Consider the following 17,164-nt stretch of genomic DNA (forward strand, 5'->3'; position numbering starts at 1 on the left):
AGGGGAATCCGGGCGATTTCCCGACTTGGATGGCCGCCCGGACACGCCGTCACTCGACCGAGGTGATAGACACACGCTTCGGCTCGGCCGCCTCGGTGGTGACGAGCGGAACCGCGATGGTCAGAATCCCCTTCTCGTAGGTGGCGGCGATATCGTCTTCGTTCGCGCCCTCGGGCAGGGCGACCGACCGGACGAACGAGCCGTAACTGAACTCCGTGCGTCCCTTGGTCTCCTGTCGTTCGCTGCGCTCCGCCTTGATCGTCAGCAGGCCGTCGTGAACGGTGACGGTGACATCCTTGTCCGGATCCAGGCCGGGCAGCTCCGCGCGTACCAGATATTTGCCATCGGCCGTCTCGTCCTCCACCCGGATCAGGCGGCCCTCGACGAAGGGACGGACGTTCTCGACGGTGGGGAAGCCGGCGAACCAATCGGTCAGATCGGGAAACAGCGAGTGGCGCCGGTGTGCGGGCAGCAGGCTCATGATGGTCTCCGTTTCGGTCGGGGGATTGACGATTCGATTCGACCAGGGACCGGTGTGCGGGAATAGGGGCAGGCGTACCTGTCGCGAGGGGTCTTTGGTCGTCGCAACGGCGGGGGCGATCACGCGCTGCTCGCTCCGGTGGGCCGCGCAGCGGGGTCGCGAACGGAAGTGAGGCCGATCGACCCGGCAACAGGAGGACTTTCGTCTCTGCTGCCCGATCACCGAACGCGGGATGCTCGACACACGCGTCGGTAGCGGTGATCGACCGAACCCGCCTCGGTGTGCGGGCGAGGCACTATGTCCGATCTTCCTGGGACCTTATGCCCTGTCGACTGTGCGGCCGCGAATGATGGCATGGGGTCGCGCTCGAATCCTTGGGACCTGGAAGTGGGGTTGTCGTCGGTGGAACTGTCCGAAATGCGTCCGATCGGGACGGGCATGCACTGTGAACTCGTGACCCGGGGTGCGATCGGGGATCGGGAGGTCGAACGTACGCTGCGGTCGGTCGGCCGGGTCGCGCGTCATCACGGGATCGACGCGACCGCCCGTGTCCGGCTGACCGCTGCGCCGTGTGTGGACGGTCCGGTGCTGGCACAGGTGAACGTCCGATTCCGAGAGGGGCCGGTCCGGGTTCAGGTCGGCGGTCCCAGCGGGTTCATCGCGACATTCGTGGCCGAACGCCTCGACCGCCAGATCGCGCGGATAGCCGCCGGTGACGCGATGCGGATCTGGCCCGATCCGGCGCGTCCCGCGCTGGCCTCGATCACCGAACCCCGACCGATCGTGCGCCGCAAATACTATGAGCTACTCCGAGGCGATCCGATGACCGCGGCGAGCGCGATGGACGCGATGGACTACGACGCGTATCTGTACACCGACGCCGAGACCGGCGAGGATGCCACCGTCTACTGGGCGGGACCAACGGGAGTGCGTTTGGCGCGCCAGCACCGGGTCGATCCACCACGGTCGAATCCGTTGCCGCTGAGCATGAATCCGCATCCCGCGCCGCTGCTCACCGATACCGAGGCCGCCGACCGGCTGTGCCGCTACGGCCTGCCGTTCGTATTCTTCACCGACCCGGGCGACAAACGAGGTCGATTGCTGTATCGGCGTTACGACGGCGATCTGGCGCTGGTGGCTCCGGCCGCGACCGAGCGTGGTGATGGGTCGTGATCGAGGACGTTTCGATCGATGACCCGGGCCGTGCCGTTCACAAACTGAGCCGCACCGAAGCCTTGCGGTTGCTGGCCCGCACGTCGGTGGGCCGTGTGGTGTTCACCCGCAACGCGTTACCCGCGATCCGGCCTGTCAATCACCTGGTCGAGCCGGACGGCTCGGTCATCGTTCGCACTCGGCTCGCCGCGCCGCTCACCACCGCGGTGCGCGGAAATTCGGGTGTTGTGGTGGCCTATGAAGCCGACGAGATCGATCTCGATCGACGGACCGGTTGGTCGGTGGTGGTCACCGGCGTGGCCCGCCCGGTGACCGACCCCGACCTGATCGCGAAATACGAACGGCTACTGCGTCCTTGGGTCGACCAGGTCATGGATACCGTGATCTCGATCGAACCCACCATCGTGAGCGGGATTCGACTCGTCGAGAAGACAGAGCAGGCGTAGCCGATCCGTTTTCCGTGCGCGGGCCACGCCCGCGCCGTCGGTGGTCATCCGGGCTCGTCCACCGGGTTCACGCGCTGTGGGCGGTCTCCCGCAGGGCTCGGATCGCCGAGCCCAGCTTCGCGGTGGCCTCGGCGGCGATCGGTTCGAGCGCGGGTTCGCCGGTGACCTGGACCATCACCTCCGGATCCATCGCCTCGATGATGATGGTGTCCTGGGCGCTGAGGTCGCGGCGCACGACGACGTTGCACGGTAGGAGCATGCCGATCTGTCGATTCGCCTCGACCGCGCGGTGTGCCAGCGGCGGATTGCAGGCGCCGAGGATGAGGTAGTCCTCCATATCGTGGCCGAGTTTCGCTTTCAGCGTCGCTTGGACGTCGATTTCGGTCAGGACTCCGAATCCTTGTTGCGACAAGGCATCGCGGGTGCGTTCGACAGCGTCGGCGAAGCTGGTGTGCAGGGTGGTCGACAAGGCCTGATTCATGATGATCTGCTTTCTGTCGTGTCGGTATGCGCGGTCCTCGACGAGAACTCGGCCTCGACTATGGCTGCGGTCTGGCGCACGATGCCGTCGTCGGAATACCCGACCGGGCCATCACGAGGCTCGCGGGGCACCAGCCGAGGGTGCCGTAGAGCAGGAGGTTCGCTCCGACGAACCCGGTCAGCAGTAGCCACCACGGCGAAACCATCGCTGCCAGGAGTGTGCTGACCACCACGATGATCCCCGCCAGTAGCGGTACGACGCGTGGAATGGACCAGCCATGGTGACGAGGTAGCTGCGACATCGATATCTCCGTGGTTCTGTGGGGTCTCCACCCGCGCCGGATGTGGGTCAGGCGAGGGCCAAGAACAGTTTCTCCAGTTCGGCTTCGGTCATCGGCGCGGTGCCGTCTGCGGTCTGCCCGGTCAGGCATTCCCGCAGTCCGGTGGCGACGATCTTGAATCCGGCCTTGTCCAGTGCGCGTGAAACGGCCGCCAGCTGGGTGACGACGTCCTTGCAGTCGCGACCTTGCTCGATCATCGAGATCACGCCCGCGAGTTGTCCGTGCGCGCGGCGCAGCCGGTTGAGTACCAGGGCGATAGTGTCTTCGTCGCCGACCATGATGTGTTCCTTCCTCGAATCCGAGCCTCTAGTATACCCCTAGTGGTATATCGGAGGCTTGCTAGCAGGGCGGGGGCGGCGAAGGCGTAGTTGTCCAGTCCTGGGGGCGATGGCCCCGGCGTGGCTCATGGCCCCCGATTGGCGCCTCGTCGTCCCGGCTGTCGAAAGGTGATGCCCGCTCGTCGGTCCGGCGCATGCGCGCGGGACGCTGTCGGCGCGCTGGGTTCAGCGGCCGAAAAGTGAGCCGAAGAACCCTGCTTTCGCGGGGGGAGCGGAGTTCTCGGCGCAGTCGCACCGATCGGAGGCGGGGACCGATCGCATGACGCTGTCGACGTGCGAACCGCAGCCTCCCCAGGTGGTCTTCGAGCAGGTCGAGCACGTGACGGGGTAACACATGGTGGCCCTCCTGGGATCGTGTGGATGGTGGCAATATACCCCATGGGGTATAAGTGATCAAGGTTCTCGAACCGGATCGTGTCCACGTCGGTTCTCCCGCTTCGCTTTTCGGGGTAAGCGAACAGCCGGACCTCGGTCGTCGTCCGCGGCGGTCAGGCCAGGGTGAGGAAGAGCTTCTCGAGTTCTTCCTCGGACAGGCGGTCGCCGCAGGCGCTGTCCTGCTCGTCGAGAACGCATTGACGTAGTTGAGCTGCGACGATCTTGAAGCCGGCACGGTGCAGGGCGTGCGAGACCGCGGCGAGTTGCGTCACCACGTCACGGCATTCCCGGCCGGATTCGATCATCGTGATCACCCCGGCGAGCTGGCCCTGCGCTCGGCGGAGGCGGTTGAGCACCAGAGCGGTCGAATCGGCGGCGGTGGCGGGTTGTGTGGTCATTTGTCGACCCTTCTGTTCGGAGGTGCGTCCCCTGACGAAGGCGCTCATGGTGGGGGTGGTTTCGAGTATCGTCCGAACGGCGCCCTGGCCTTGTCGTGCATGCTCATCGCGCACCGCCCGTCGCGGCGGGATTTCCGGTGCGCAGCCATGCGTCTGTCCCGCCGGCGACCGGGATGGCGCGGCGGCCGGCGCCGCTGGCGATATCGATTTCTCTCATCTGCGACTCCTCGGCTCGGGCGGGGTATCGGGCTTCGCTCGGCATACCCCAGGGGGTACTTGATATACCCTAGGGGGTATATGCCAGGCTGTCTATATAGCAAGCCCCGATAAATCGACCACACGGAGGAAGACGCGATGATTCTCGAGCAGTACTACATCGAGTGCCTGTCGCATGCGTCGTACCTGATCGGCGACGAGCGCACCGGCCGCGCCGTCGTGGTCGACCCACGCCGTGACGTCACCGAATACCTCGATGACGCACAGCGTCTCGGTCTGACCATCGAGGGTGTGATCAACACCCATTTCCACGCCGACTTCGTGTCCGGTCACCTGGAACTGCTCGAGGCGACCGGCGCGTGGATCGGGTTCGGCGAGGCCGCGGAGGCCGACTACCCGATCCGCCGCCTCGCCGACGGTGAGCGCCTTTCCCTCGGCGACGTCGATCTGGAAATCCTGTCCACCCCGGGGCACACGTGGGAATCGATCAGTGTGCTGGTGCGTGAGCGTCCCGGCGCCACGCCCACGGCGGTTCTCACCGGGGACTCACTGTTCATCGGCGATGTGGGCAGGCCGGACCTGGTGAACATCGGCGACAGCTCCACCTCGGATCTGGCCAGGGCGATGTATCACACCATCCACGCGAAGCTGCTGGCCCTGCCCGATGTGGTGACGGTGATGCCGGCCCACGGTGCCGGTTCGTCCTGTGGCAAGAACCTGTCCGAGGAGCTGACCTCCACCATCGGTGAGCAGCGGGCGACGAACCCGTCGGTGCAGCCGATGAGTGAGGATGCGTTCGTGGCGTTGGTGGTCGACGGTCAGCCGGCGGCGCCATCGTACTTCTCGGTCGATGCCGGGCTGAACAAGACGATGCATCCGTTGCTGGATCAGGCGCGCCGAATTCCGGAACAGACCCCCGAGCAGTTTCGGGCCGAGCTCGAGGCGGGAACGCGGGTGCTCGACGCCCGCAGCGTCGAGGACTTCGCCGCCGGACACCTGGCGGGATCGGTCAACGTCGGCTTCGACGGCCGGTTCGCCGAAACCGGCGGCATGGTCGCCGAGGTGGGGGAGCGCATCGTGCTGATCACGTACCCCGGCGAGGAGCAGGACGCGGCGCTGCGGCTCGCCCGGATCGGCTCGGACAATGCTGTGGGCTACGTCAACACAGGTCTCGACGGAGTGTTCCCGACCGAGCTGGCGGACCTGGTGCGGACCGCGCCGCGTACCACCGTGCGGGAGCTGGACCGCCTGCTGGCCGCGGACGCGGTCACCCTGGTCGATATCCGCAACCCCGGTGAACGCGATTCCGGGGTCATTCCCGGGGCGATCGCGGTCCCGTTGGCGCAGCTGCGGGTTCAGCTCGGGCAGGTGCCCACCGGCCGGCCGATCGTGGTGCACTGCGCCGGTGGGTGGCGGTCGAGTGTGGCGGCGTCGCTGCTGCGCGCCCAGGGATTCGAGCGGGTCTCCGATCTGATCGGCGGCTACAACGAATGGGCCGAGGCGCATGTCCCTGTCTGACCGACTCGGCGGCATCCTCGATTCACATCAACGAAAGGACCACCTCGTGACCACCACAAACCTTACGTCCGCGGACTTCGAATCCACCGTCTCCGGGCAGGACATCGTGCTCGTCGACTTCTGGGCGGGGTGGTGCGGACCGTGCAGGGCGTTCGCCCCGATTTTCGAGAAGTCGGCGCGGTCTCACCCCGACATCGTGCACGCCAAGGTCGACACCCAGGCGGAACAGCAACTCGCCGCTGCCGTGGGAATCCGGTCGATTCCCACGATAATGGCATTCCGCGAGGGTGTGCTCGTCTATGCCCAGCCCGGAGCCCTCCCCCCGGCCGCGCTCGAGAACTTGATCACCCAGATCAAGGCCATCGACATGACCGCGGTCCATACGAAATTGGCCGAGCGGAATACGTCCGCGAACGCCTAGGTATCGGTGCGCCGGGAGGCGCGAGATCTGGAACCAGGACACCGCGCCTCCTGGCCAAAAGTACCCCTGGGGGTATATATTCGGTGCGCGTAACTGCGATGCAGTGATTCCTCGGTACTCAATCCTCTTGTTCGGGGCGCATTACAGCCCCTGATATACCCCCACCCGTATAAGGAGTTCGTGTATGAGTGAGAACAAGCCCGGTGACGATCATCCGTCGCTGACGAAGCCCTCGAAGAATGTGAGTGGCCCACCGCCCTCGACGCTGGGGGGTCCGATGGCGCACCTGGGTTCAGCCATGGCAACACACGCCAAATGGGTATTCGGCGTCTGGGTGATCGTGCTGATTGCCCTGGGCGCGGTGGCCCCGAGCGTCTTCAGCTCACTGGCAGGCGCCGGCTGGCAGGCCAACGGTTCGGAATCGGTGCAGGTCCGCCAACTCGCCGAGGAACACTTCGGCGGTAACTCGTCGGCCGCCGTCCAGGTGGTAGTGCACTCGGACACGCTGCGGGTCAGCGATGCCCCGATGCGGCAGACCGTGGCCGAGGCCACCGCGATCTTCGCATCGGATCCTCGATTCGGTGAGATCATCGCGCCGCAGCCGGGCATGTCGATCAGCCCCGACGGACACACCGGCATCATGATCGCCGGCGCGAATGCCGGCACCGACGACATGGTGAAGGCGGTCGACGAACTCAAAGACGAACTGACCGCACTCTCGGGTGACGGCATCGAGGTGTATCCGACCGGATCGTCGGCTCTGTGGAGCGACTTCAACAAGGCCAACCACGATGCCATGATCAAGGCTGAGATGCTCTCGTGGCCGGTGACCCTGGCGATCATGGTGCTCGCCTTCGGCTCCCTCGTCGCGGCCGGATTGCCGCTACTGCTGACCGTCGCCGGGCTCGTGGCCTCGGCCGGTGGCCTTGTGCTCCTCAACGAGGTCACCCCGATCTCGGTGTGGGCGATGAACTTCGCGATGATGTTCGCCCTCGCCCTCGGCATCGACTATGCCCTGTTCATCGTGGCCCGCTTCCGAGATGCGCTGAGCAAGAACGCCGACAGGCGGGCCGCGGTGGCCGAGACCATGGACACTGCGGGCAAGGCGATCGTGCTCTCCGGGATCACCGTGCTGGTGAGCCTGTCCGCCGTACTACTCGTGCCCGCTCCCGCGGTGCGCACGATGGCCGTTGGCATCATGCTCGCCGTGTTCTTCGTCCTCGCCGCCTCCATGACCCTGCTCCCGGCGGTATTGGCAAAACTCGGCGGCAAGGTCAATGCCGGCGCGCTGCCCTTCGCCAAGCGCCAGCAGCACCGCTCCCCGAAGTTCGAGGCGTGGGGCAATCTGCTCAACAACCATCCGTGGCCCTTCGCGATCGGCGCGCTGCTGGTGCTTGTCGCTCTGGCCCTGCCGGTTCTGGGCCTGAAGGTCGCCATGCCGTCGATCGAGGTCGTCCCGGAAGAGGCCCCGGTCCGCCAGGGTTACGAACTCGTCCAGTCCCAGATGGGTGAGGGCGCACCCGGCATGCTGCAGATCATCACTCCCGCGGCCGATGCCGACGCGACTGCGGCCGCTGCCGCCCGCACCGAGGGGATCACCATGGTCACGCCCCCGCAGTCCGCCATGGACGGCGCCGACTACGTCATGCTGCAAGCCATCCCGGACGTCGACCCCTCGGACGAGAAGATGGGCACCATATTGTCGCAGCTGCGCGCCGATCTGCCCGACAGTGCGCTGGTCGGCGGCGCGCCCGCGGAGAACCTCGATCTACAGCAGGCGCTCGACGATTACCTGCCGGTGATCGTCGGAGTCATCCTCGTCCTCGGATTCCTGCTGCTGCTCGTCGCCCTGCAGGCACCGCTGATCGCGCTCATCGGCACCCTGGTGAGCCTGCTCTCGACCGCGGCGGCGTTCGGTGTCGCGAAGCTGATCTTCCAGGACGGTGTCGGTGCGAGCCTGCTCGGATTCGAACCCCAGGGCTTCCTCGACGGCTGGGGACCGGTGTTCTTCTTCGCGATGATCTTCGCGATCGCGATGGACTACACCGTCTTCCTGCTCTCGACCGCCAAGGAACACTACGAGACCTCCGGCGATCCGGACGTCGCTCACATCATGGGACTTGCGCATTCCGGACGGGTGATCCTCGCCGCGGCGGCGGTGATGGTGGCGGTGTTCTTCACCTTCGCCCTGTCGGAGCCGTTGCCGCCGAAGGAGATGGGCATCATCCTCGGTGTCGCGGTGCTGCTCGACGCGCTATTGGTTCGCCTGATCCTGCTGCCGGTGGTCCTGAGCCTGACCGGGCACGCCGCCTGGTGGTCCCCGGCATGGCTCCGCAAGGTGCTGCCGAGCATCACTTTCTCGCACGGCTGAGCTTTCGGCGGATCCGTCCGAACCCGGCAACGCAGCGGTATGGACGGTGGGTTATCGCACACCCACCGTCCATACCCCCGGGGGTATACTGGGAGGTGTCGATCGGACACGAACAAGGAAGAATGATGACAAAGCTGCCCCGTCACAATGGTTGGACCATCGAGAGAGTGGTCCCGCTCCTCGGAGGCTCGGTAGTACTCACGAGCCTGGCACTGAGCCGCGCACATTCACCGCGCTGGCTTGGGCTGACCGGATTCGCCGGCGCCAACCTCGCCCTCTACGGGACCGTCGGCTGGTGTCCGATGAGCCTGCTGCTCGGACGCTTGGGAGTCCCCCGACTCGCCGACGAATCGACCGAGTAGGAGGCGAATCCCCGGTGCAGGTCTCCGGCGAACCCGAGCTCCTGTCGGGGGCGGATGAAGCGGGTAAGCGCCTGCGGGCCGCGATCGACACGCTGGGCACCAGGAACTGAGGCTTCGGGACGGAAACGAGCCCGGCATGACGATACGAAATCGAAGGAGAAACGGATGACCATTCTCGTTTCCCTCCTCCTGGGCGCCGTCATCGGAATCCTCCTCGGCCTACTGGGGGGCGGCGGGTCGATCCTCGCCGTCCCCGCCCTGGTCTACGGCCTCGGAATTCCGCTGCAAGAAGCAGTTCCGATGTCTCTGATGGTGGTCGGCATCGCGTCGTTGTTCGGTGCCCTCCCCAAAATGCGTGCCGGCCTGGTCCAATGGCGAGTCGCGGCGATGTTCGCCGTCACCGGACTCCCGGCCGCATTCGCCGGAAGCGCGGTGAATCGACTTCTCCCCGAGGCGCTCACCCTCGCCGGATTCGCCATCGTGATGATCGCGGCGGGAGTTCGGATGCTGTCGAGCACCGAGGGCGCCGGCACCGCCTGCCGAGTGGAAGGTTCCACCATCAACTGGCGCCGATGCACCGCCCGCTCTATTCCGGCCGGTCTCGGTGTCGGCTTTCTCACCGGACTCTTCGGTGTCGGCGGCGGCTTTCTCATCATCCCTGCCCTCGTCCTGTTGCTCGGCATCGAAATGTCCGTCGCGGTCGGCACCTCACTGGTGATCGTGACCGCCAATTCCGGGTCCGGTCTCCTCGCATATCTCGGCAATCTCGGTCTCGACTGGGGAGTCGCCGCAGCTTTCACGGCAACTGCCATCGGTGGATCGCTCGTGGCGGGCCGATACGGGAAGAACATCGACACACGCCGACTGCAGAAGTGGTTCGCCTACCTGATCTTCGCGGTGGCAGCCTTCGTCCTCTTCCAAGTGCTATTTCTTCGGTGAGCCTCGGGTCTATCGGATTGTAGATCGGTGTCCGATGACATTGGCGGTGAAGGACTTTCGGCACTCTCGATGGTGGACGTGGCCGGGCAAGGTCGAAATATGCGTACAAGTGATACAGCTATCGACTCGGTACTTCGGATTTCGATCGGGCACCATGTTTCGGCCGGTGCGTCGGACTACGTGCGCGAGAAGATCATTCCTATCCTGGACCACGGGTTCGAGCCGGTGCTGAGCGTGGGGATTCGACTCACCGGGCATCCGGATCCGGCGGTAGCGCGCCCGATCGTCGCCCAGGCGAATGTCGACACGCAAGGTCGAGTGGTCCGGGTTCAGGTCGCGGCGGAGACCACCCGGGAGGCCATCGATCTGTTGGCCGCTCGCTTGAAGACGCGACTGGAACGGCTGTCCCGGCATCGCGACGCGGTCCGCAACGGCCGTCGCGGTTTCCGTGGGCACGAATGGCGCCACGGTGATATCTCGCGGGCCTGGCTGTCGTACTTTCCGCGGGAGTCCGAGCAGCGAGAGGTCGTCCGGCGCAAGTCCTACGCGCTGATCGGCGAGACCTGCGATGAGGCCATATTCGATATGGAGACAATGGACTACGAATTCCATCTGTTCACCGAATCCGGTAGCGGCGCCGATAGTGTGATGTACCGAGCGGGCGACACCGGCTACCGTCTCGCGCAAGTTGATCCGTCGCCGGACGCGGTGACCCACGGCGCGACGGAGTGCACGATCAGCCGGGTATCCGCGCCCACACTGGATATCGGCGCGGCGATCGATCGGCTCGAGTTGACCGGGTTGCCGTTCGTCTTCTTCCGCGACCGCGATTCGAATCGCGGCAGCGTGCTCTACCACCGATATGACGGAAACTATGGGCTCATCATGCCGCCGACACGGTGAACGAAAGATCCTGCCCGAAGTGGATTCCGGTCGTTGTCTTCTGATATCGGATCCATTCGGGCCTTTCGGAAGTGTCGGCTCAACCGGCGGGCACGATCGCGGTGCGTGGCGCGAGCGCACCGCGTCGGCTCATGTCGCGTCGTGTCGCGTCCTGCTTCTCGCGTAACAGCGCCTGCGTCACGGCCGGGGGCAACACTTCGGCGTCGGTGAGTTGCGGCTCGATGCCACCGGCCGTGCGCCGCGGCGCCAACTCGGGCGAGGCATGCGGTAGCCGACCCGCACTCCCGGACTCGGCCGAGCGCGATCGCGCGGACGGTACCCCGGTGCTCGTCGGCGCGATGACGAACTGGGAATACAGCCGGACCCGTAGACGACTTCGGACCGGAGGGCGGGGCGATTTCGCCGTTGGATGCCGCCCGGCCGATGTCGGATCCCATTGTCTGCTCGCCGAGCCGCACAGCTATTTGCCGTGTCACGAAGCTATCTACAGGCAACTTCTGGCGTGAACAAGATGTGAGCGGAGTAATGTGGCCCCTACCACATTGAGAGCGCATTCCTATGGCGCTCCGGTTGGAATCACTATTCGGCGTGTCGAAGTCGAAGCAAACAAGGAGTGATCATCGTGAAGGCTGGGGCACGAATAGCGGTAGGCGTGGGAGTCGGTTATATCCTCGGCCGCACGCGCAAGATGCGCTTCGCGCTGATGCTGGCGGGAGCGGCTGCGACACGAGGCTCCGCGGGGGTTCCGCAAGAGCTGCTCCAGCGCGGTACCTCGCTGCTCGGTTCCTCGCCGGAACTGGCCAAGATCGCCGAGAGTGTCCGAGGCGAATTGCTGGGGGCGGCGCGGGCGGCGGCGGTCTCCGCCGCGAGCAACCGGATCGATTCGTTGAACGCTCGCCTCCTGCACCAGACCGACGGAAACGAAGCGCGGGACGAAATCGATTCTCCCGAGCCCGCCGACGACGAGTACGACGAATCAGCCGAGTACGGCGACGAAGGTGCCGAGGACGAACTGGGGGACGAGTACGCCGACGAGGAGGAACCGTCGGAAGCGGACTCCGAAACCGATGAGATCGAAGACGAAGACGACGAGCAGGCGCCCGAGCCCGCCCGCGCACGTCCGGCGGCGCGCACCAGACGGCCTAGAGCCAGCGAATCCCGCTCCAGAGGATCGGACACGTCGACCGGTTCCAAGAGCCCGAATCCGACCACCCCCAGCCGGCGTCGCGTACGCGCCGACGTAGCGGAACAGGCGCCCGTGCGGCGCACGAGGAGATGACATGCGATGGTGCGCAAACCTCTCACGGATGTTCCCGGAAACGTAGGTAGGGCCGCCACCGGCACCGTAGGCCAGGCAGGTAAGGCCGCCGCCGGCGCGGCCGGGCGGGCGAGTAAGACCGCGTCCGGCGCGGCCGGTCGGGCAGGGAAGACCGCGGCGGGCGCGGCCGGAACCGCTCGGCGGACGGTGCAGGAGGAGACCCCAACCCAACACCTACAGCACTCCCTGCAGGATTTGGCCGGGACTCTGGCCGGACGCGCCCTCTCGGGTGTCACCGGCAAGGTGTCCGGGACGGCCGAACGCCTGACCCAGTACGCAGACGGAGGTGGTGGGAATCTGGTCTCGGCGGTGACCGGCATCGAGAAGCTCGCCGGTGGCGCCTCGCCGATGCGAGCGGCCATGAGTGCCGGGCTGGACGGTGTCAAGCACACTGCCGTGCAGAAATTCCAGGATGTGAAGGACTCGCTGCTCGGCGGAAAGGGCAAGGGCTCCGGGGGCAAGAAGCTGAAATTGACGAATATCGTCGAGCAGATCGATGTCGGCGCTCCGATCCAGCTCACCTATGACCAGTGGACCCAATTCGCGGACTTCCCGAAGTTCATGAAGAAGGTCGAACAGGTCGAGCAGGCGTCGGACGAGAAGCTCCAATGGACCGGCAAGGTGTTCTGGTCCCGGCGGACCTGGGAGTCCACGATCACCGAGCAGGTGCCCTACGAACGGATCGTGTGGCGGTCGAAAGGCGACAAGGGCTATATCGACGGCGCGGTGACCTTCCATGAACTCGCCGACGATCTGACCCGCGTGATCATGGTGCTCGAGTACCACCCCGGCGGATTGTTCGAGAAGACCGCCAATCTCTGGCGTGCGGTCGGCCGCCGGTCCCGCCTCGAGCTCAAGCATTTCCAGCGTCACGTCATGACCGAGAGCGTGCTGCATCCCGAGGATATCGAGGGTTGGCACGGCGAGATCCGGGACAAGGAAGTGGTCGAGGACGACGAGACCGCCCGCCGCAAGGAGCAGGAAGAGGGCGTGGACGACGAACGCGACGACAACGCGCCGGATGACGAGGACACCGGGCTAGAAGACGAGGATGCCGCGCCGGAAGACGAGGAACCGGACGAGGAAGAACCCGAGCCGCCGCGTCGTCGTCGGCCCGCCGCCCGGCGTACCACCGCAGGCAGAACCCGCTCGAGGGAACGGCAAGGAGAACGAGCATGACCATCGAACCCGCGGGCGGCGGCGCGGGCGGCGGCAGCACGATGACCCGTCCGAATTCCTCGGGCCTGGCCGACGTCATCGACACGATTCTCGACAAGGGACTGGTCATCGACGCGTTCGTGCGGGTGTCACTGGTCGGCATCGAATTGCTGACCATCGACGCGCGGGTCGTGGTGGCCAGTGTCGACACCTACCTGCGATTCGCCGAAGCGGTCGACCGGCTCGAGATCTCCGATAGCGAACCCAAGGGCCTGCCCGACCTGGTCGGTGACGTCACCGAGGGCGCCGCGAAGCATAAGACCAAAGGCGCGCTGGAGGCCGCGGGCGAGAAGGTCATGGACATGCTCGGCGATGTCGAGGACAAGCGTCAGACGCAGAGACGAGGGGCGAAGTGATGGCTGTCGATCAAGCCACCGAGAGCAGTCGCGCCACCGCGGTGTACGTCTACGGCATCGTGCCAGCGGATGTGGAACCGCAGGAGCACGCCTGCGGCATCGGTGATCCGCCCAGCGATGTCGCCGTCGTGCGGCATGCCGAAATCGCCGCGTTGGTCAGCGAGATCTCGGTCGATCGACCGCTCGGCACGCCGGACGATCTGACCGCACACGCGAAACTGCTCGATGGTTCCGCGGCTGTCGCGCCGGTGCTGCCCCTGCGATTCGGCGCGGTCTTGTCCGATCAGGAGGCGGTCGAGCAGGAACTGCTCGCGGCCCATATGGACGAATTCCGTTCCGCGCTCCGTGAACTCGAGGGCCGGGCGCAATTCGTGATCAAGGGTCGCTACGTGGAGAAGGCGATCCTGCGTGAGTTGCTCGAGGAGAATTCCGCCGCCGCTCGACTTCGGGAACAGATTCGCGACAAACCGGCCGATGCCACCCGTGATGCTCGGATGCAGCTGGGCGAAATGATCAACCAGGCGATCGAGGCCAAACGAGCAGCGGACACGCGCCAGGTGATCGACGCGCTCGACGCGCTGGAACCCCTTGTCAATCCGCGTCAACCCACCCATGAGGAGGACGCGGTGCACGTCGCGGTCCTCATCGAGATGTCGAGACAGGGCGAACTCGAGGAGATATTGGGACAGTTCGCCGACCGGTGGGACGGTCGCGTGGAACTGGAACTGCTCGGCCCGATGGCGGCTTACGACTTCGTGACGAAACGGGACGAGGGGGACTGACGAATGGGCTTGCTGTCCTCGCTCTTGACCCTGCCGCTCACCCCGGTCCGCGGCGTGATCTGGCTGGGCGAAGTAATCCAGGACCAGGTCGAGCGGCAACTGCACGATCCCGCGGTCGCCCGCCGGGAACTCGAGGAGATCGATGCGGCGGTGGCAGCCGGTGAGTTGTCGGACGAAGAGAAGCAGGACGCGCAGCAAGCGGTCCTCAACCGGATGATCCAGCCATCCGACAGTGCAGCTCCGCCGCGACAGCACTCGGCCCCGCCCGAAGTGAGGGAGTGATCGCGTGCCGGGCGAGACTTCCGAGGATCAACCACCTCCCCTGAACGCGGTTCAGGCCGCGACGGCGGCGATCGAGCACCTCGTGGAGTTGACCGCGGCGGAAGTGCAGGGGGCCACGTCCATCGAGCCCACCGACCAGGGCTGGACGGTGGAGGTCGAGGTGCTCGCGGACCGCCGCATTCCCTCGTCGGCGGACATGATGGCGCTCTACGAGGTCGAGATCGACCTGGACGGGAATCTGTTGGCCTACCGCAGAACCAAACGCTACAGCCGCGGCAGCAGCGATATCGGTCAAGGGAATCGACTATGACGGTGGTCGGCGGCGAATCGTCCGCACCGCAGCCCTACGGCGGCGGGCATCAGTCGACCAACCTGGGCGACATCCTCGAACGGGTCCTCGACAAGGGCCTGGTGATCGCGGGCGATATCCAGGTGAATCTGCTCGACATCGAACTGCTCACCATCAAACTTCGATTGGTGATCGCCTCACTGGAAACCGCGAAGGCGGTCGGCATCGACTGGTGGGAGACCGACCCCTGGCTCAACAGCAAGGCCCGCACGCTCGAACGCCGGGACCGGGACCTCGAAGTCGAAAATCGTGAACTCCGCGACCGCATCGCCGCACTCGAAGCCGGGCGCGACAGCGCCACCCCGATCGAACGCGCCCGCGAGATGGAAGAGGAAGACCGTGACTGACGGCGTCTGGGTGTACGCGATCACCGCGAACGCGGCGGACGAACCGAGGGGCATGACGGGGGTGGCCGGTGAGCCGGTGCGCGCCGTGGTCGCGGGGGACTTGGCGGCGATGGTGGGCTCGGTGCCGCTCGAGATTTTCGGAGCGGAGCCGCTGCGCCGCAATCTGGAAGACCTGCGCTGGCTGGAGGCGACGGCTCGGGCGCATGACGCCGTCGTCTCCGCCATCACGCGACAAGGCCCGGCCGTCCCTTTGCGACTGGCCACCGTCTATCTGGACGATGACCGCGTGCGCCGTCTGCTCGATGAGCGGCGCGCCGACTTCGAATCGGCGCTGACGCTCGTCGCCGGTCGGACCGAATGGGGCGTCAAGGCGTACGGCGACCGCGCCGCGCTCACCAGCGCGATGGCCGAGACCAACGTCACGAGCAGTGCGAGGGGCGCGGGAACGGCATATCTGCTGCGTCGCAAAGCCCAGCTGTCCGCGCAGGAGACCGTCGAACGGGATGCCGCGTCCCGCGCCGACGAGATCCACGCGCACCTGGTTCGGCAGGCCGCCGCCGGTACTCGCCAGGCTACGACGGACCCGGTGTTGACCGGACGGCCGGACTGGATGGTGCTCAACGGCACCTATCTGGTGGATGACGACCGCGCCGACGAGTTCGCGGCGACAGTCGCCGAACTCGGGAAGAACAACCCCGGTTTCCGGCTCGAACTCACCGGTCCGTGGCCGCCGTATTCATTCGTCGGCGTGGCACGGGAGCCCACATGAGCCAACCCGGAGACGACCGCCGTATCGCCCTCATCGACCTACTGGATCGGGTGCTGTCCGGCGGGGTCGTCATCTCGGGCGACATCAAGCTCTCTGTCGCCGATGTCGACATGGTGCAGATCTCGCTGCGGGCGTTGATCTCTTCCATCAGCACCCTGTCCGCCCGCACACTCGAGTCCGCCCCACCGCGCGACGCGCTGGAGCCGCGCGCGCATGACTGAATTCGACGGCATCCCAACGCGTATCGACTCGAGCCCGGAATCTGTCGAGCGCGGACTCGTCACCCTCGTACTCACCCTCGTGGAACTGCTGCGACAACTGATGGAACGGCAAGCGCTGCGGCGGGTGGACGAGGGCGACTTGAGCGACGAGCAGGTCGAGCGCATCGGCAAGACCTTGATGCTGCTCGAAGAACGGATGACCGAATTACGCGAGCACTTCGACCTCACACCGGAAGATCTCAACATCGATCTCGGCCCGTTGGGATCACTACTTCCACGCGAGTGAATACTCCAGGCGTCGCTATGGCGCTGTCTTTCCTTCGGAGGCTTTGGCTTTGGGGGAGTTGATGAACCAGACGTTTTCCTCGCGTAGGTTTCGGCTGCGCCAACCGTGGGGTGTGCGCAGTAGATCGTGGTGGTAATAGCCGCCGCAGTAGCTGAGCTCTGACATGCCCGGTAGGTGCATGGGGTTGTAGAACATGGCGCGTACGTGGGCGTGGTCGCCGTCTATCTCGCATTCGATATTGGTGATGTAGTGCATCGTCATGGGGATGGCGGCGAAACTTCGGCTCAGTAATTCGGCGACTTCGTCACGGGATCCGGCCATCGCACCGGCGGAGGAGTAGTCGATGTGGGCGTCGTCGGTGAATACCGATCGGTATAGGGCCCAGTCCTTGGTGTCGACGGCGCGGGCGTATGTATTGAGCAGCGCGTTGATCTCGAGTTCGTCGCTGATGCGCTGGACATCCATGGCGTTCTC

25 protein-coding genes are annotated in these 17,164 nt (G+C 65.6%); 18 read left to right on the forward strand and 7 right to left on the reverse strand.

Annotation, left to right across the window (positions count from 1 at the left end; all coding sequences use genetic code 11):
* Positions 1-49: 49 nt before the first annotated feature.
* Complete coding sequence (locus tag ABZS43_RS06535) at positions 50-481, reverse strand: Hsp20/alpha crystallin family protein (RefSeq protein WP_355034800.1); 432 nt, start codon at positions 479-481, stop codon at positions 50-52.
* A 354-nt stretch (positions 482-835) separates the two neighbouring features.
* Between ABZS43_RS06535 and ABZS43_RS06540 the strand changes: the two genes are divergently transcribed.
* Positions 836-1,654, forward strand: a complete 819-nt coding sequence (locus ABZS43_RS06540) for a sigma 54 modulation/S30EA ribosomal C-terminal domain-containing protein (protein WP_355034801.1) — start codon at positions 836-838, stop codon at positions 1,652-1,654.
* Entirely contained in the window at positions 1,651-2,100 is a 450-nt protein-coding gene (locus ABZS43_RS06545; protein ID WP_355034802.1) for a pyridoxamine 5'-phosphate oxidase family protein, read from the forward strand. Before ABZS43_RS06540 ends, ABZS43_RS06545 begins: the two co-directional genes overlap by 4 nt.
* A 67-nt stretch (positions 2,101-2,167) precedes the next feature.
* On the opposite strand, the gene ABZS43_RS06550 is transcribed toward ABZS43_RS06545, so the two are convergent.
* The 4 genes from ABZS43_RS06550 to ABZS43_RS06565 form a co-directional block, all read right to left on the reverse strand.
* Positions 2,168-2,581 (reverse strand): DUF302 domain-containing protein, encoded by a 414-nt coding sequence (locus tag ABZS43_RS06550; protein ID WP_355034803.1) that lies wholly within the window; start codon positions 2,579-2,581, stop codon positions 2,168-2,170.
* Positions 2,582-2,639: 58 nt separating this feature from the next.
* The gene (locus ABZS43_RS06555; protein ID WP_355034804.1) at positions 2,640-2,882 is read right to left on the reverse strand and encodes a DUF2892 domain-containing protein; all 243 of its coding nucleotides are present in this window, start codon (positions 2,880-2,882) and stop codon (positions 2,640-2,642) included.
* 47 nt (positions 2,883-2,929) lie between these two features.
* The gene (locus tag ABZS43_RS06560; RefSeq protein WP_355034805.1) at positions 2,930-3,199 is read right to left on the reverse strand and encodes a metal-sensitive transcriptional regulator; all 270 of its coding nucleotides are present in this window, start codon (positions 3,197-3,199) and stop codon (positions 2,930-2,932) included.
* A gap of 548 nt (positions 3,200-3,747) precedes the next feature.
* Positions 3,748-4,032, reverse strand: coding sequence for a metal-sensitive transcriptional regulator (locus ABZS43_RS06565; protein ID WP_355034806.1), 285 nt, complete (start codon positions 4,030-4,032; stop codon positions 3,748-3,750).
* A 354-nt stretch (positions 4,033-4,386) separates the two neighbouring features.
* Here ABZS43_RS06565 and ABZS43_RS06570 point away from each other — a divergent pair, with 354 nt between their 5' ends.
* The 6 genes from ABZS43_RS06570 (at position 4,387) to ABZS43_RS06595 (ending at position 10,762) form a co-directional block, all read left to right on the forward strand.
* Entirely contained in the window at positions 4,387-5,766 is a 1,380-nt protein-coding gene (locus tag ABZS43_RS06570) for an MBL fold metallo-hydrolase (protein ID WP_355034807.1), read from the forward strand.
* Between the two features lie 46 nt (positions 5,767-5,812).
* Entirely contained in the window at positions 5,813-6,187 is a 375-nt protein-coding gene (trxA, locus tag ABZS43_RS06575) for a thioredoxin (protein WP_355034808.1), read from the forward strand.
* A gap of 277 nt (positions 6,188-6,464) precedes the next feature.
* Positions 6,465-8,558 carry an MMPL family transporter gene (locus ABZS43_RS06580; RefSeq protein ID WP_355034975.1) on the forward strand — a complete coding sequence of 698 codons (2,094 nt, stop codon included), beginning with the start codon at positions 6,465-6,467 and terminating at the stop codon, positions 8,556-8,558.
* Between the two features lie 125 nt (positions 8,559-8,683).
* Positions 8,684-8,920, forward strand: a complete 237-nt coding sequence (locus ABZS43_RS06585) for a DUF2892 domain-containing protein (protein ID WP_355034809.1) — start codon at positions 8,684-8,686, stop codon at positions 8,918-8,920.
* A 165-nt stretch (positions 8,921-9,085) separates the two neighbouring features.
* Complete coding sequence (locus tag ABZS43_RS06590; protein WP_355034810.1) at positions 9,086-9,859, forward strand: sulfite exporter TauE/SafE family protein; 774 nt, start codon at positions 9,086-9,088, stop codon at positions 9,857-9,859.
* Positions 9,860-9,958: 99 nt separating this feature from the next.
* The gene (locus ABZS43_RS06595) at positions 9,959-10,762 is read left to right on the forward strand and encodes an HPF/RaiA family ribosome-associated protein (protein WP_355034811.1); all 804 of its coding nucleotides are present in this window, start codon (positions 9,959-9,961) and stop codon (positions 10,760-10,762) included.
* A gap of 79 nt (positions 10,763-10,841) precedes the next feature.
* Here ABZS43_RS06595 and ABZS43_RS06600 read toward each other — a convergent pair whose 3' ends face one another.
* Entirely contained in the window at positions 10,842-11,012 is a 171-nt protein-coding gene (locus ABZS43_RS06600; RefSeq protein ID WP_355034812.1) for a hypothetical protein, read from the reverse strand.
* A gap of 402 nt (positions 11,013-11,414) precedes the next feature.
* Here ABZS43_RS06600 and ABZS43_RS06605 point away from each other — a divergent pair, with 402 nt between their 5' ends.
* From ABZS43_RS06605 to ABZS43_RS06650, 10 genes are read left to right on the forward strand one after another with little or no spacing between them, the layout of a single operon-like run.
* Complete coding sequence (locus ABZS43_RS06605; RefSeq protein ID WP_355034813.1) at positions 11,415-12,041, forward strand: hypothetical protein; 627 nt, start codon at positions 11,415-11,417, stop codon at positions 12,039-12,041.
* A gap of 6 nt (positions 12,042-12,047) precedes the next feature.
* A complete protein-coding gene (locus tag ABZS43_RS06610) occupies positions 12,048-13,259 on the forward strand; it encodes an SRPBCC family protein (RefSeq protein WP_355034814.1) in 1,212 nt (403 codons plus the stop codon).
* Positions 13,256-13,654 carry a gas vesicle protein GvpJ gene (gene gvpJ, locus ABZS43_RS06615; protein ID WP_355034815.1) on the forward strand — a complete coding sequence of 133 codons (399 nt, stop codon included), beginning with the start codon at positions 13,256-13,258 and terminating at the stop codon, positions 13,652-13,654. Before ABZS43_RS06610 ends, gvpJ (ABZS43_RS06615) begins: the two co-directional genes overlap by 4 nt.
* A complete protein-coding gene (locus tag ABZS43_RS06620) occupies positions 13,654-14,436 on the forward strand; it encodes a GvpL/GvpF family gas vesicle protein (protein WP_355034816.1) in 783 nt (260 codons plus the stop codon). Before gvpJ (ABZS43_RS06615) ends, ABZS43_RS06620 begins: the two co-directional genes overlap by 1 nt.
* A 3-nt stretch (positions 14,437-14,439) precedes the next feature.
* Complete coding sequence (locus ABZS43_RS06625) at positions 14,440-14,718, forward strand: gas vesicle protein GvpG (RefSeq protein ID WP_355034817.1); 279 nt, start codon at positions 14,440-14,442, stop codon at positions 14,716-14,718.
* A 4-nt stretch (positions 14,719-14,722) separates the two neighbouring features.
* Positions 14,723-15,028 carry a gas vesicle protein gene (locus ABZS43_RS06630; protein WP_355034818.1) on the forward strand — a complete coding sequence of 102 codons (306 nt, stop codon included), beginning with the start codon at positions 14,723-14,725 and terminating at the stop codon, positions 15,026-15,028.
* A complete protein-coding gene (gene gvpJ / locus ABZS43_RS06635; protein ID WP_355034819.1) occupies positions 15,025-15,414 on the forward strand; it encodes a gas vesicle protein GvpJ in 390 nt (129 codons plus the stop codon). The genes ABZS43_RS06630 and gvpJ (ABZS43_RS06635) overlap by 4 nt, the downstream gene beginning before the upstream one ends.
* A complete protein-coding gene (locus ABZS43_RS06640) occupies positions 15,407-16,183 on the forward strand; it encodes a GvpL/GvpF family gas vesicle protein (protein WP_355034820.1) in 777 nt (258 codons plus the stop codon). Before gvpJ (ABZS43_RS06635) ends, ABZS43_RS06640 begins: the two co-directional genes overlap by 8 nt.
* Positions 16,180-16,404 carry a gas vesicle protein gene (locus ABZS43_RS06645; protein WP_355034821.1) on the forward strand — a complete coding sequence of 75 codons (225 nt, stop codon included), beginning with the start codon at positions 16,180-16,182 and terminating at the stop codon, positions 16,402-16,404. The genes ABZS43_RS06640 and ABZS43_RS06645 overlap by 4 nt, the downstream gene beginning before the upstream one ends.
* Positions 16,397-16,690, forward strand: a complete 294-nt coding sequence (locus ABZS43_RS06650; protein WP_355034822.1) for a gas vesicle protein K — start codon at positions 16,397-16,399, stop codon at positions 16,688-16,690. The genes ABZS43_RS06645 and ABZS43_RS06650 overlap by 8 nt, the downstream gene beginning before the upstream one ends.
* 15 nt (positions 16,691-16,705) lie before the next feature.
* Here ABZS43_RS06650 and ABZS43_RS06655 read toward each other — a convergent pair whose 3' ends face one another.
* The gene (locus ABZS43_RS06655; protein WP_355034823.1) at positions 16,706-17,155 is read right to left on the reverse strand and encodes a nuclear transport factor 2 family protein; all 450 of its coding nucleotides are present in this window, start codon (positions 17,153-17,155) and stop codon (positions 16,706-16,708) included.
* Between the last annotated feature and the right edge of the window lie 9 nt (positions 17,156-17,164).

Source organism: Nocardia sp. NPDC005366, assembly GCF_040606855.1.
Lineage (GTDB): Bacteria > Actinomycetota > Actinomycetes > Mycobacteriales > Mycobacteriaceae > Nocardia.

Coding starts and splice junctions, on each gene's coding strand:
- ABZS43_RS06610 (WP_355034814.1), top strand. CDS start 12,048: ATGGTGCGCAAACCTCTCACGGATGTTCCCGGAAACGTAGGTAGGGCC.
- ABZS43_RS06595 (WP_355034811.1), top strand. CDS start 9,959: ATGCGTACAAGTGATACAGCTATCGACTCGGTACTTCGGATTTCGATC.
- ABZS43_RS06535 (WP_355034800.1), bottom strand. CDS start 481: ATGAGCCTGCTGCCCGCACACCGGCGCCACTCGCTGTTTCCCGATCTG.
- gvpJ (WP_355034815.1), top strand. CDS start 13,256: ATGACCATCGAACCCGCGGGCGGCGGCGCGGGCGGCGGCAGCACGATG.
- ABZS43_RS06540 (WP_355034801.1), top strand. CDS start 836: ATGGGGTCGCGCTCGAATCCTTGGGACCTGGAAGTGGGGTTGTCGTCG.
- ABZS43_RS06550 (WP_355034803.1), bottom strand. CDS start 2,581: ATGAATCAGGCCTTGTCGACCACCCTGCACACCAGCTTCGCCGACGCT.
- ABZS43_RS06580 (WP_355034975.1), top strand. CDS start 6,465: ATGGCGCACCTGGGTTCAGCCATGGCAACACACGCCAAATGGGTATTC.
- ABZS43_RS06655 (WP_355034823.1), bottom strand. CDS start 17,155: ATGGATGTCCAGCGCATCAGCGACGAACTCGAGATCAACGCGCTGCTC.
- ABZS43_RS06625 (WP_355034817.1), top strand. CDS start 14,440: ATGGGCTTGCTGTCCTCGCTCTTGACCCTGCCGCTCACCCCGGTCCGC.
- ABZS43_RS06620 (WP_355034816.1), top strand. CDS start 13,654: ATGGCTGTCGATCAAGCCACCGAGAGCAGTCGCGCCACCGCGGTGTAC.
- ABZS43_RS06590 (WP_355034810.1), top strand. CDS start 9,086: ATGACCATTCTCGTTTCCCTCCTCCTGGGCGCCGTCATCGGAATCCTC.
- ABZS43_RS06565 (WP_355034806.1), bottom strand. CDS start 4,032: ATGACCACACAACCCGCCACCGCCGCCGATTCGACCGCTCTGGTGCTC.
- ABZS43_RS06585 (WP_355034809.1), top strand. CDS start 8,684: ATGACAAAGCTGCCCCGTCACAATGGTTGGACCATCGAGAGAGTGGTC.
- ABZS43_RS06570 (WP_355034807.1), top strand. CDS start 4,387: ATGATTCTCGAGCAGTACTACATCGAGTGCCTGTCGCATGCGTCGTAC.
- ABZS43_RS06650 (WP_355034822.1), top strand. CDS start 16,397: ATGACTGAATTCGACGGCATCCCAACGCGTATCGACTCGAGCCCGGAA.
- gvpJ (WP_355034819.1), top strand. CDS start 15,025: ATGACGGTGGTCGGCGGCGAATCGTCCGCACCGCAGCCCTACGGCGGC.
- ABZS43_RS06555 (WP_355034804.1), bottom strand. CDS start 2,882: ATGTCGCAGCTACCTCGTCACCATGGCTGGTCCATTCCACGCGTCGTA.
- ABZS43_RS06560 (WP_355034805.1), bottom strand. CDS start 3,199: ATGGTCGGCGACGAAGACACTATCGCCCTGGTACTCAACCGGCTGCGC.
- ABZS43_RS06645 (WP_355034821.1), top strand. CDS start 16,180: ATGAGCCAACCCGGAGACGACCGCCGTATCGCCCTCATCGACCTACTG.